Raw genomic sequence first — 12,401 nt, 5'->3', positions numbered from 1 at the left:
GGCGCCGTTACGCCGGGGCCGGTCCCACGAGTTCGTCCAGGACGTCCGTCATCGTGACAAAGCCGAGGACCGTCGTACCGGTGTCGGCCGTCACGACGGCCAGGTGGGCGCCGGTGGCGCGCATGGTGCTGAGGGTGTCGTCCAGCGGGGTGTCGGCCCGCACATGGGGGATGGTGTGGACGGCGGTACGGGGGAAGGGGAGGTCCCGGTCGACGGCCCCGAGGGTGTCCTTGATGTGGAGGTAGCCCAGGATGGCGCCGCCGGGGCCGGTGACGGGCAGGCGGGAGTAGCCGGAGGCGGCCGCCGTGCGTTCCAGTTGGGCGGGGGTGACGCGATGGTCGACGGTGACCATCGCGTCGAGGGGGACGAGGATGCCGCCGACCCGCCGGGTGCCCAGTTCCAGGGCGTCGCGCAGCCGGTCGCCGCCGGACTGGTCGAGCAGCCCGGCGTCGCTGGAGTCCCGCACCAGCCGGATGAGTTCGTCGTCGGTGAAGACCGCCTCGACCTCGTTCTTGGGCTCGACCTTCAGCAGCCGCAGTACGGCGTTGGCGAAGGCGTTGACGCCGAAGACGACGGGGCGCAGGAGGCGGGTGAGGGCCACCAGGGGCGGGCCGAGGAGGAGTGCGGTGCGCTCGGGGGCGGCGAGGGCGATGTTCTTGGGGACCATCTCGCCGATGAGCATGTGGAGATACGTGGCCACCGTGAGCGCGACGACGAACGCGATCGGATGCACCAGGGCGTGCGGCACATGGACGGCGTCGAAGACGGGCTCCAGCAGATGGGCGATGGCCGGTTCGGCGACCGCGCCCAGGGCGAGGGAGGAGATGGTGATGCCGAGCTGAGCCGTGGCCATCAGCGCGGACAGGTGCTCCAGCGCCCACAGCACACCGCGCGCCCGCTTCTCCCCCGCCTGCGCGCGCGGTTCGATCTGGCTGCGGCGTACGGTGATCAGGGCGAATTCGGCGCCGACGAAGAAGGCGTTGGTCAGGAGGGTGAGGGCGCCGATGGCGAGTTGGAGGACGGTCATCGGGTGGCCTCGGTGATCTCGGCGGTCTCGGCCGCATCGGCCGTCTCGGCCGTCTCGGCCGTCTCGGCCGTCTCGGCCGTCTCGGCCGTCTCGGCCGTCTCGGTGATCCGTACGCGGTCGGCGCGGTGGTGTTCCATCTTCAGGACCGTGAGCTGCCAGCCCCCGGTCTCGATGGTGTCCCCGGCCGCCGGGATGCGCTCGAGGGCCGTCGCCAGGAGGCCCGCCACCGTTTCGTACGGGCCCTCGGGGGCGGTCAGGCCGATGCCGGTGAGCTCGTCCAGCCGTACGCCGCCGTCCGCTTCCCAGGCGCCGGGGCCGAGGGGCACCAGGCCGGGGGTCTCGTCGGTGTCGTGTTCGTCGCGTACGTCCCCGACGATCTCCTCGACGATGTCCTCCAGGGTGGCGACCCCCGCCGTGCCTCCGTACTCGTCGATGACCACGGCCATGGTGTGCGCCCTGCGCAGCCGGTCCAGCAGCCGGTCCACCGGGAGGCTGTCGGGGACCAGGAGCGGGGGCGTGGCCAGGTCGGTAACGGGGGTGGTGGCGCGGTTCGCGGCGTCCAGGGCGAGGACGTCGCGGATGTGGACGGTGCCGACCACCTCGTCCAGGGTGTCGCGGTAGACGGGGAAGCGGGAACGCCCCGTGGCCAGGGTGAGGTTGGCGGCGTCGGCGGCGGTGGCGTGGGCCTCCAGCGCCTGGACGTCCACGCGCGGGGTCATCACGTTCTCGGCGGTCAGCTCGCTCAGATGGAGCGTACGGACGAACAGCTCCGCCGCGTCCTGTTCCAGCGCGCCCGCGGCGGCCGAGTGGCGGGCCAGCGCGACCAGTTCGTCCGGGGTACGGGCGGAGGCCAGCTCCTCGGCGGGCTCCAGGCCCAGACGGCGCACCAGGCGGTTGGCCGTGTTGTTGAGGTGGTGGATCAGCGGGGCGAAGGCGGCGGTGAAGGCACGCTGCGGGGCGGCGACCGCCTTGGCCACGTGCAGGGGGCGGGAGATCGCCCAGTTCTTGGGCACCAGCTCCCCGGCGACCATCAGCACCACCGTGGAGAGGGCCACGCCCAGCACCAGCGCGGTCGTCGATGCCGCGCCCTCGGGTAGGCCGAGCGCGGTGAGCGGGCTCTGGAGCAGGGCGGCCAGCGAGGGTTCGGCGAGCATGCCGATCACCAAGGAGGTGACGGTGATGCCCAGTTGGGCCCCGGAGAGCTGGAACGTCAGTCGGCGCACCGCCATCAGCGCGCTGTCGGCCCCGCGCTCACCGGCTTCGACGGCGCGCTCCAGGTCACCGCGTTCAACGGTGGTGAGGGAGAACTCGGCGGCCACGAAGAGCGCACAGGCGAGCGTGAGCGCCAGCGCGAGGAGAAGCAACAGGATCTCGGTCACCGTGCCACCGCCGTCTGCCCGCTCAGGGGGGCCCTGGTGAGGGACGCCGTGGTGAGGAGCATCCTCGTGAGGAGCGGGCGGGGGGTGGCACGGGTGGTACTGGGAGGGTCAGGGTCGCCCATCGCGGGTCTGGTGCTCCTTCATCGCTGGTAGGTGGCTCGCCGGGACGTCCGGTGGATCCGCACATGTCCGGGGAAGGCAGTGTCCCCACACCCATAGTAAAGGGCCGGTAAAGGTGCGGGCCACGGTCCGCGCCCCGGCCCGCGTCGAGATTCGCTCCGCATAACCTGCGGCTTTTCCGGGTCGGCTCGATTGGGGACGGGGTTGCCTGTCGTCGGCACAGGTTTATCGGCAATACTTCCCGCCGTGGAGCAGAGCACTGGACCGATCATCCCGCCCATGCACACAGCCGGGACGGATCCGGGGTATGTCCCCGGCCTGACGTCCCCGCGCCCTGCCGATGTGGAGGAGGACGCACCGGACAACGCAGCAGAGCGGCCGCCGGAGGAAGTCACCGCCGAGGACGACGTCGACGAGGCGGAAGGCGCCGAGGGAGAAGGCGCCGACGCCGAGGCGGAGTCCGACGACGAAGCCGACGCGAAGGGCGACGTCGCGTCCGACGGGGAAGCGGACGGCGACGGCGCGGAAGCGGAAGAGGACGGCGGGGAGGACGGCGGCGTCGTCTTCGACGTGTCCGACCGGCGCGGTGCGATCCGGGCCGGGCGCCATGGTGTCGCGTTCGAACTCGACGGCGAGAAGGCCGAGTTCGGATGGGACGAGATCGGCGCGGTGGAAGTCGACACCCCGCGGTTCGGGAAGCGTTTCGGGATCACGGTCTATATGACCAACCGGCGTTGGTACACGGCCGATGTCGAGGCACCCGCCCGCAAGCTCCTCAAGGAATGGACGGCGGAGCTCGACGCGGTGCTCGACGCGTATTTCGAGGACTCGGCCGAGGACGACGCGGACACCGACACCGACTCCAAGGCCGACGCCAAGGACACCGAAGCCAAGGACGCCACCTCGTAGCGGCCATCCGCGCGGGTGGCGGTTCATCCGGTCCTCGCTGCGCACAACCGTATCCGGCGCCGGGAAAACGGTCTAACGTCGGGTTTTAGCAGCGGAACGACTGGGGGGCGGCCGCCGTATGACACCGGATGATCCTGTGATCGGTTGCACCGGGGTGCTGGTACTCGGCACCCGGGGCGCCGGTGGTCCCGGTGAGGTCCTGGTGCGGGTCAGAGGCGGTTCGGAGACGTTCCTCGCCTGGTCTGCCGACCCGCTGCCCCGAGGCGCGTCCGTCCTCGTGATCGACTTCCGTGGCTCCCGCCAGGTCGACGTCATCGAGTGGACCGATCCATTGAACGCGTCGTCCGGCATGCCCGGCGGCGCCGGCTGAGGAGACGAAGGATGTTCGGTTACCGCGTGCCCGCACCCGACCAGGCGATGCTGATCTCGGGGGGCAGGCGCGGACAGGGGGGTGCGCCGTTTCGCGTGGTGACCGGGCACGGCAAGTTCGTGCTTCCGGTCTTCCGCAAGGTCCGTTTCCTGACGCTGGCGATGTGTGAGGCGGAGGTCGAGGAGAAGTGCGTCAGCCGACAGGGCATCACGCTGACGGTGCGCTCGGTGATCGCGTTCAAGGTGGGCAATGACACCGAGTCCATCGTCAACGCGGGGCAGCGCTTCCTCTCCGACCAGGAGCAGATGGCGGTGCTGACGGGGCGGATCTTCGCGGGCCATCTGCGGTCCATCATCGGCTCGATGACGGTCGAGGAGATCATCACCGAGCGGCAGAAGCTGGCCACCGAGGTGCTGGACACCTCCAAGGCGGAGATGGCGAAGATCGGTCTGATCGTGGACTCGTTGCAGATCCAGTCGATCGACGACGGCGACACCGGCTATATCGACGCGATGTCCGCCCCGCACAAGGCCGCCATCCAGCGGCAGGCCCAGATCGCCCAGGCGCAGGCCAGCCAGGCGTCGGCCGAGGCGGAGCAGGAGGCGGCGCGCAACCAGGCCGAGTACGCGCGGCAGACGGCGGTGGTCCAGGCCCGGTACAGCGCCGAGGTGGACCGCGCCCAGGCCGAGGCCGCCCAGGCGGGACCGCTGGCGGAGGCGCACGCCCAGCGGGAAGTGCTCGCCGCGCGGACCGAGTTGGCCCAGCGGGCGGCGGATCTGCGACAGCAGCAGCTGGTGGCCGAGATCGTGAAGCCGGCGGAGGCGGAGGCCGAGCGGATCCGGGTGGTGGCGCTGGCCGAGGCGGAGCGGATGAAGATCCAGGCCGAGGCGGCGGCCTCACACGGCCGGGTGGCGCTGGACCGCATGCTGATCGACCAACTCCCGCAGATCGTCAAGGAGGCCGCCTCCGGGCTGTCCGGGGCGAACGTCAACGTCCTCAACGGGGCCGACGGGCTGGGCGAGATCGCGGCGGGCCTGGTCGGCCAGGGGCTGACCATCCTGGACGCGGTGCGGCGCAACATGGGCACGCCGAGCCCGAAGGACGAGCCGAAGCACCCGAGCGGGACGGACGGCGGCGCGGTCGAGGTTCGCTAGGCCCGCAGAGCCGATGAAGCCCGTACGGCTCGTCGGCTCGTACGGCCGGGTCGGTGGATGGGCGGCGGGGTCTGGCTCTCCGGTCATGGCCCCGGCCCCGTCCGGCCGTTGCTACCGTGAGAAACCCAGCCAGCCGAGAGGGCCGAGGAACGTGACCCCTGACCGCCCGCACCGCGTCAGCGTCGCCGGAGTCATCGTGGACGAGCGCGGCCGAGCGCTGCTGATCAAACGGCGTGACGGCAGCACCTGGGAACCGCCGGGCGGTGCGCTCGACCCCGACGCCACCATCCCCGACGCCCTCCAGCGCGAAATCCTCGAGGAGACGGGCGTCAAGATCGCGCTCCCGGCCGCGCTCACCGGGGTCTACAAGGACATGAACGGCCTCACTGTCTCCCTCGTCTTCCGCTGCGAGGCCCTCGACGGCACCCCCGCCACGGGCCCCCGCACCCGCGCCTGGCGCTGGGCCGCCCGCGCCGAGGTCCCCGACCTCGCCGACGAGGCGTACGCCGTGCGCATCCTGGACGCCCTCGACGCCACCAGCCCACCGGCGGTCCGCGCCCACGACGGCGTCACGCTGGTCTGACCCCCGCAGCCACGGGTCACGCCGGAAGCAGCCGCGTCAGCTCGTCCGCCACCGCCCGCGCCGCCGGGCTGGTCCAGCGGCGGCGGTGGCGGGTGAGGTGGACCGGGACCGGGGGGATGGGTGGGCCGTGGACTTCGGCGAGGTGGCCGTCGGCGAGCTGGCGTTCCACCGTGGCGCGGGGCAGCAGCGTCAGGCCGAGCCCGGCGGCGACGCAGGAGCGGGCGGCCTCGATGCTGCCGAAGCGGGTGAGGCGGGGTGGCGGGCCCGGGAGGGTGAGCAGGGTGCGGACGAGGTGGTCGCTGTAGGAGCAGCCCTGTTCGTGGACGAAGAAGCTCTGCGCGGCCAGTTCGTCCCAGTCCGCCTCGCGTCCGGCCAGCGGGTGGCCGGGGGCGGCCAGGTAGACGAGGGGTTCGCGGGCGATGGGGCGGGCCACCAAGTCGGCCTCGGTCACGTCCTGTTCGAGGAGGAGAACGAGGTCGAGCCGGCCCGTACGCAGTCCCTCGACGGCCGCCGCGGTGCCCGCGGGGTGGAGGTGAAGGTCGATACCGGGGTGGGTGCGGCGCAGGGAGGCGATCACGCGGGGGAGGTGCGATGCGCACAGGGACTCGCCCGCGCCGAGGGCGACAGGGCCCTCCACCGTGCCGTCCGCGCCGTCGCCGTTTCCGGCCGCCGCCACCGCGCGCAGCCGCGCCTCGGCGTCCAGGACCTCCTCGGCCTCCTTCAGCAACCGGCGGCCGGCGCTGGTCGGCAGGGCACCTGAGGGCAGCCGGTCGAAGAGGCGGGTGCCCAGCTCCCGTTCCAGGGTGCGTATCTGGACGGTGACGGTGGACTGGGCGAGATGGAGATCCGCGGCGGTCGCGGTGAAGCTGCCGGTTCTCGCCAGCGCCGCGAAGGTCCTCAGGAGTCGTGTGTCCACGACGGTCAGGATAGGCAGCCCTCCACCTGGCCCCATCGGGTTTCTCGATCTCTTCCAGCGAAAGGAATCGTTGGACGCGATACCGGCCGCGGTGGAACCGTGGACGGCATGACGGCACCCACGACGGACATCGACGTTCTGCACTACTCCGCGTTCACCACCCGCCCCCACGGCGGCAATCCCGCCGGTGTGGTCCTCGACGCCGCGGCCCTCGCCGACGACGACGCGGCGATGACCGCCGTCGCCGCGCGGGTCGGCTACTCGGAGACCGCGTTCATCACCGAGCGGGACGAGGCCGCGCGCCGCTACCGGCTGCGGTACTTCAGCCCGCTCGCCGAGGTCGCCTTCTGCGGACACGCCACCATCGCCACGGCCGTCGCCCTCGCCGACCGCGACGGCCCCGGCGAGCTGGTCTTCGACACCGCCTCGGGCGAGATCCGCGTCGAGACCACGGCCGACGGCGACGGCCCGTCCCGCGCCACGCTCACCAGCGTTCCCACGCGGTCGCGCCCGGCCGACCCGGGCGCGGAGGTCGAACCGACGCTGGCGGCGCTGCGCTGGTCCGCGGACGACCTGGACCCGGCCCTGCCCCCGCATGTCGCCTTCGCGGGCAACGACCACCTCGTCCTGGCCGCCGCCACCCGCGAGCGGCTGGCGGACCTCGACTACGACTACGACGCGCTCGATGCGGTGATGCGGCGGCGCGGCTGGACGACCGTCCATCTGGTGTGGCGCGAGGCAGCGGATGGCGCCGCGAATGGCTCCGCGGACGGTTCCGCGGACGGCTCGGCGGTCAGCTCCGCGGACGGCCTTACGCATGGCTTGGTCTTCCACGCCCGCGATCCGTTCCCGGTCGGCGGGGTGGTCGAGGACCCGGCCACCGGCGCCGCGGCCGCCGCCTTCGGCGGCTATCTGCGGGCACTCGGCCTGGTCGACGGCCCGACCCGGGTCCGTATCCGTCAGGGCGAGGACATGGGTCGGCCCAGCGATCTCCTGCTCGACGTCACGCCCGAGAAGCCCCGGGTGCGCGTCAGCGGGCAGGCCGTCCGGATCCCGCAGAGCGGGTGAGGAACGGTGCGAATCATCGACGCGTGACACCGGCCTCGGCGGTCACGGTACGGGCGGAGCCGCCTGTACCAGGCCCGTCTGATAGGCGATGACGACCAGTTGGGCGCGGTCGCGGGCGCCCAGCTTCATCATCGCGCGGTGAACATGGGTGCGCACGGTCAGCGGGCTGAGCGTGAGGATCTCGGCGATCTCGGCGTTGGACCTGCCCTCGGCGGCCAGTCCCATCACCTCGCGCTCACGGCCGGTGAGCTCCGACAGGCGCTCCGGGGGCGCGAGGTGGGCGTCGGGGGCGGGGAACATGAGGAAGTTCGTGATGAGGGTGCGGGTCGCGGCGGGTGACAGCAGCGCCTCGCCGGAGGCCACCGTGCGCAGGCCGGCCAGCAGGGTGTCGGCGGTGACGTCCTTGCCGAGGAAGCCGCTGGCACCGGCGCGCAGCGCCTGGGCGACGTAGTCCTCGGTCTCGAACGTCGTCAGGATGAGGACGCGGGTGGCGGCCAGCTCCGGGTCGGCGCAGATCGCGGAGGTTGCGGCGAGACCGTCCGTGCCCGGCATCCGGATGTCCATGAGGACGATGTCGGGGCGGTGGGCGCGGGTCAGTTCCAGCGCCTCCGCGCCGTCCGATGCCTCGCCGACCACCGTCATGTCCTCGCAGGAGTCGATCAGGATCCGGAAGGTGGCCCGCAGCAGGGCCTGGTCGTCGGCGAGCAGCACCCTGATGGTCATGACTCTTCTCCTCCTGCTGGAACATCGGTGGCGGCTACGGCCGCCTGGGGGGCCGCTTGAGGGGCCGTCTCGGGTGCCGAGGGCTGGAGCGGCAGCGCGGTGGTGACCTCGAAGCCGCCTTCCGGGCGGGGGCCCGCACGGAGTTCGCCGCCGATGGTGTGGGCGCGTTCACGCATGCCCAAGACGCCGAAGCCCCGGCTCGGCGCGGCCTCTTCGACATCGGTGGTGCTGGTGCGGCTGGTGGTGCCGGTGGTGTCCGGACCGTCGTTGCTGACGGTGATCAGCAGACGTGATCCGGCGTAGGCGATGCGTACGTGCGCGGCGTCCGCGGCGGCGTGCTTGGTGACGTTGGTGAGCGCCTCCTGCACGATCCGGAACGCGGTCAGGTCCACCCCGGGGGAGAGCGGGCGGGGCTCCCCTGTCGTGGTGACCGTGACGGTGAGCCCCGCGGACGCACACGCCGAGACCAGTTCGGGCAGGCGGGCGAGGCCGGGGGACGGCTCCAGCGATGCGGAGGCCGGGTCGTCGTTCTGGCGCAGCAGTCCCAGCGTGGCCTTCAGCTCGCGCAGTGCGGAGGAGGTGGTGCCGGTCAGGTCGGTGAGGATCTTCTTCGTCTGCTGCGGGCTGGTGAGCGCGAGGTGGGCGGCCGTACCGGCCTGCGCGTTGGCCAGGGCCAGGTGGTGGGCCACGACGTCGTGCAGCTCGCGGGCGATGCGCATGCGCTCTTCGGTGACGCGCAGCCGTGCCTCCTCCTCCCTGGTGCGCTCGGCGTGTTCGGCGCGGGCCTGCACCGATGCCAGGTAGGCGTGCCGCAGCCGGGTCATGTTGCCGGCGGCGAGCGGCAGCAGCAGCCAGAAGAAGGGGCCGATCGTCCTGAGCAGCAGGGAGAGGCTGTCCATGGAGTCGGCGAACACCGCCGCGGCCATCAGCGCCGCCATGGTGGTGACGCCGAAGACGCGTGTGGTCTTGCGGTCGGTGAGCGTGGCCAGCCAGTAGAGCGCCGCCATGACGGGGCCCAGCAGCAGGGGGGTGAGCAGATACCCCAGCGAGATCGCGATCACGGTGCAGACCGCGGTCACGACGACGGCGGTGCGCGGGTGGGTGCGGTACTTCAGCAGGGCGAGGCAGGACACGCCCATGAGGACGATGGCGGTCCTGTCCTGGTCGGGTGGGTCGGCACCGGGCAGGGTGAGATTGCTGCCGAGGGTCGCACAGCCCATCAGTGCCAGGACGAGCACCACGTCGACGACGCGGGGGTAGCGGTCGGCGTACTGCTCGAAACGGTCCGTGTAACGCTCAAGGCTGGTGCTCATCGGGCTCTCCGGTCGTCGCTCTGGGGCCATCGTGACCGTTCCCCGCTCCCCGTGCGAACGGCTGCCGGGACCGCCCATGGCGTTCGCCACGGGTGGTCCCGGTGGGGTGGGCAGGGTGGTCGTATCAGGTGCGGGCCACTTCCTGGCCGGGCGTCCCGGCCCGTTCCGGGTCCGCTTCCGGGTCCGCTTCCGGGTCCGCTTCCGGATCCGCTTCCGGATCCGCTTCCGGATCCGCCTCCCGGGCCGCTTCCAGGTCCGCCTCCCGTCGGCGGCTCAGTGCCTCGCCCTCCACGTCGACGTTGGGCAGCAGCCGGTCCAGCCACTTCGGCAGCCACCAGGCCCTGTCGCCGAGCAGGGCGAGCACGGCGGGCACGATCGCCATCCGTACGACGAAGGCGTCGAACAGAACGGCGGAGGCGAGTCCGAACCCGATCATCTTGATCATGGAGTCGCCCTCGCCGACGAACCCGGCGAACACCGCGATCATGATCAGCGCGGCGGCCACCACCACACGGGCGCTGTGCCGGAAGCCGGATGTGATCGCCTGGCCGGGTCCCTCGCCGTGGACGTACGCCTCCCGCATCCGCGAGACGAGGAACACCTCGTAGTCCATGGCCAGACCGAACACGATGCCCACCAGGAAGATCGGCATCAGGCTCATGATCGGGCCGGTCTGTTCCACGCCCAGGACTCCGGCGCCGTGGCCCTGCTGGAAGACGAGAACGACCACGCCGAGGGAGGCCAGCACCGACAGCAGGAAGCCGAGGGCCGCCTTCAGCGGGACGAGCAGGGACCGGAAGACCACCAGCAGGAGCACGATCGCGAGGCCCCCGACGACGACCAGATAGGGGATCAGCGCGGCCTGCACCTTGTCGGAGATGTCGATGTTCAGCGCGGTGGTGCCCGTGACCTCGAAGGTCGCCCCGGTCTCGGACTCGACTTCGGGCCGCTCGCCCCGAATGGTCGTGACCAGGTCCTTCGTCTTCTCATCGGTCGGCGCCGTGGACGGCACGACCTGGAAGACAGCCGTGTCACGAGCCTCGTTGAAGCGGGCCGGGGAAACGGAGACGACGCCCTTGGTGCCGCGGAGTTCCCTCGCGATCGTCTCGGCGGCGTCCTTCGCGTCGGCGCCCCCCTTCGCGTCGTCGTCCCCCTTCGCGTCCACGACGACGGTCAGCGGCCCGTTGAAGCCCGGCCCGAAAGCCTCGGCGAGCGCGTCGTAGGCCCGCCGCTCGGTGGTGGAGGCCGACTTGGCCTCGTCCCCGGGCATGCCGAGCTGCAGGTCCGTCATCGGCACCGCGAGGGCTCCGAGGCCCACCACGCCGAGCAGCAGCACGGGCAGCGGGCGCCGCAGCACGAACCGCGCCCAGCGGCTGCCCCCGTTGTTCCGGGTGCCCTCTTCCTCGATCCGCCCGCTCTTGCGGGCCTGCCGCCGGAGCACGGCGTTCGGCCAGAAGCCCAGGAGCGCCGGGACCAGTGTCAGCGCGATCAGTACGGCGACGACGACCGCGCCCGCCGCGGCCAGGCCCATCTGGGTGAGCATCGGGATGCCGACCACCGCGAGTCCGGCCAGCGCGATGACCACGGTGAGCCCGGCGAACACGACCGCGGAACCGGCCGTGCCGACCGCCAGACCGACCGCCTCCTGTGGCGCGCGGCCCTTGGCGCGCTCCTCGCGGTAGCGGGAGACGACGAACAGGGCGTAGTCGATGCCGACCGCGAGGCCCAGCATCATCGCCAGGGTGCCGGTCGTCGTGGACAGGCCCAGCGCCTGGGACAGGGTCAGGATGGTGGCCGTGCTCACGCCCACGCCGATGAGGGCGGTCAGCAGCGGCAGTCCGGCGGCGACCAGCGAACCGAAGGTGGCCAGGAGCACGACGGCGGCTATCACGACACCGATCACCTCGGCCGCACCACCGGCCCCGCCGCCGTCGTCCATCGCGCTTCCGCCGGCCTCGACGGTGAGCCCGGAGTCCTGGGCCGTGTGGATGGCCCGCTCCAGCCGCGTCCTGTCGGCGGCGGTGAGGTCGTCGGCGGCGACCTTGTAGGTGACGGTCGTGTACGCCGTCGTGCCGTCCTCGCTGACGGCCTTCGCCTGGAACGGGTCGGCAGCGCTCGCCACCTGCGTGCCGTCGGCAAGGTCGGCCACGGCCTTCTCGACGGCCCGCTTGTTCTCGGTGGCGATGACCTTCTCACCGCTCGGCGCGACGAAGACGACCCGGACGGTCGCGCCGTCGGCGGTGGCTCCGGGGAAGCGCTGTTCCATCAGGTCGAACGCCTTCTGCGACTCGATGCCCGGCATGGAGAACTCCTCGTCGGAGGCTCCCGGAGCCTTGAGCGCACCCAGTCCGACAGCGGCCAGGACGGCCGCCCAGACCAGGGCGACGTACCAGCGTCGCCGGAAGGCCAGACGGCCCACTCGGTAAAGGAAAGTAGCCACGGCAGGAGGTCTCCACATCTGGTGCCGACTGTCCGCCCAGGCTCTCCGGAAGCGGGCCGTCCTGTCGTCGTGCGCCTGCCGACGGTTCGCGCTACTGAAAACGCAGTACGGACCGGCCGAGAGGGTCCGCCGCTGGTACGACGGACCCGGTGGGGTGACTGGGGGTCCGGGCTGATCGAGGTGGTTGGGTGCGGCGCCGTTTCGCGCCTTCGGCGCAATTGAGCAACGGCGGCGGGGTGGGGGGGCGCGGCACCGCCGCCGGGCGCCGGGTCGGTGGGGGTGGGCGCCGGTGGCGGCTGCGCCGGTCGGGGGCCGGGGTTGGTGCCGGGCGGCCCGGGAGGGGGTGGGGTACCCCTCTTGAAAACGTTTGACAAATTAGTTGCTTCATATCAAGCGTTT

The 12,401-nt window shown here is 71.9% G+C and carries 11 protein-coding genes; 5 read left to right on the top strand and 6 right to left on the bottom strand.

Going from position 1 to position 12,401, the window contains the following annotated elements:
* Window positions 1-7: 7 nt before the first annotated feature.
* Together ACFYOY_RS06035 and ACFYOY_RS06030 are read right to left on the bottom strand one after the other, a co-directional pair.
* Window positions 8-1,027 carry a hemolysin family protein gene (locus ACFYOY_RS06035; protein WP_388585081.1) on the bottom strand — a complete coding sequence of 340 codons (1,020 nt, stop codon included), beginning with the start codon at window positions 1,025-1,027 and terminating at the stop codon, window positions 8-10.
* Window positions 1,024-2,406 (bottom strand): hemolysin family protein, encoded by a 1,383-nt coding sequence (locus ACFYOY_RS06030; RefSeq protein ID WP_351883411.1) that lies wholly within the window; start codon window positions 2,404-2,406, stop codon window positions 1,024-1,026. Before ACFYOY_RS06030 ends, ACFYOY_RS06035 begins: the two co-directional genes overlap by 4 nt.
* Before the next feature lie 399 nt (window positions 2,407-2,805).
* On the opposite strand from ACFYOY_RS06030, the gene ACFYOY_RS06025 reads away from it, so the two are divergent.
* The 4 genes from ACFYOY_RS06025 (at window position 2,806) to ACFYOY_RS06010 (ending at window position 5,542) form a co-directional block, all read left to right on the top strand.
* Window positions 2,806-3,435, top strand: a complete 630-nt coding sequence (locus ACFYOY_RS06025; RefSeq protein WP_388585078.1) for a hypothetical protein — start codon at window positions 2,806-2,808, stop codon at window positions 3,433-3,435.
* Window positions 3,436-3,553: 118 nt separating this feature from the next.
* Window positions 3,554-3,805, top strand: a complete 252-nt coding sequence (locus ACFYOY_RS06020) for a hypothetical protein (protein WP_351883415.1) — start codon at window positions 3,554-3,556, stop codon at window positions 3,803-3,805.
* An 11-nt stretch (window positions 3,806-3,816) separates the two neighbouring features.
* On the top strand, window positions 3,817-4,959 hold the full coding sequence (locus ACFYOY_RS06015) for an SPFH domain-containing protein (RefSeq protein WP_388585075.1): 1,143 nt from the start codon (window positions 3,817-3,819) through the stop codon (window positions 4,957-4,959).
* A gap of 151 nt (window positions 4,960-5,110) precedes the next feature.
* On the top strand, window positions 5,111-5,542 hold the full coding sequence (locus ACFYOY_RS06010; RefSeq protein ID WP_351883419.1) for an NUDIX hydrolase: 432 nt from the start codon (window positions 5,111-5,113) through the stop codon (window positions 5,540-5,542).
* A gap of 16 nt (window positions 5,543-5,558) precedes the next feature.
* Here the strand turns inward: ACFYOY_RS06010 and ACFYOY_RS06005 are convergent, their stop codons facing one another.
* Window positions 5,559-6,458, bottom strand: coding sequence for a LysR family transcriptional regulator (locus tag ACFYOY_RS06005; protein WP_351883421.1), 900 nt, complete (start codon window positions 6,456-6,458; stop codon window positions 5,559-5,561).
* A 108-nt stretch (window positions 6,459-6,566) separates the two neighbouring features.
* Here ACFYOY_RS06005 and ACFYOY_RS06000 point away from each other — a divergent pair, with 108 nt between their 5' ends.
* A complete protein-coding gene (locus ACFYOY_RS06000; RefSeq protein ID WP_351883423.1) occupies window positions 6,567-7,526 on the top strand; it encodes a PhzF family phenazine biosynthesis isomerase in 960 nt (319 codons plus the stop codon).
* A 42-nt stretch (window positions 7,527-7,568) separates the two neighbouring features.
* Here the strand turns inward: ACFYOY_RS06000 and ACFYOY_RS05995 are convergent, their stop codons facing one another.
* From ACFYOY_RS05995 to ACFYOY_RS05985, 3 genes are all read right to left on the bottom strand, one after another.
* Window positions 7,569-8,249 (bottom strand): response regulator transcription factor, encoded by a 681-nt coding sequence (locus tag ACFYOY_RS05995; protein ID WP_351883425.1) that lies wholly within the window; start codon window positions 8,247-8,249, stop codon window positions 7,569-7,571.
* The gene (locus ACFYOY_RS05990; protein ID WP_351883427.1) at window positions 8,246-9,562 is read right to left on the bottom strand and encodes a sensor histidine kinase; all 1,317 of its coding nucleotides are present in this window, start codon (window positions 9,560-9,562) and stop codon (window positions 8,246-8,248) included. Before ACFYOY_RS05990 ends, ACFYOY_RS05995 begins: the two co-directional genes overlap by 4 nt.
* Window positions 9,563-9,686: 124 nt before the next feature.
* Window positions 9,687-12,002, bottom strand: a complete 2,316-nt coding sequence (locus tag ACFYOY_RS05985) for an MMPL family transporter (RefSeq protein ID WP_388585071.1) — start codon at window positions 12,000-12,002, stop codon at window positions 9,687-9,689.
* Between the last annotated feature and the right edge of the window lie 399 nt (window positions 12,003-12,401).

This window comes from Streptomyces sp. NPDC007875 (assembly GCF_042868035.1).
In the GTDB taxonomy this organism is placed as follows: domain Bacteria; phylum Actinomycetota; class Actinomycetes; order Streptomycetales; family Streptomycetaceae; genus Streptomyces; species Streptomyces antimycoticus.
Note: the sequence above shows the minus strand (reverse complement) of the source record. Positions and strands in the feature narration are given on the sequence as shown.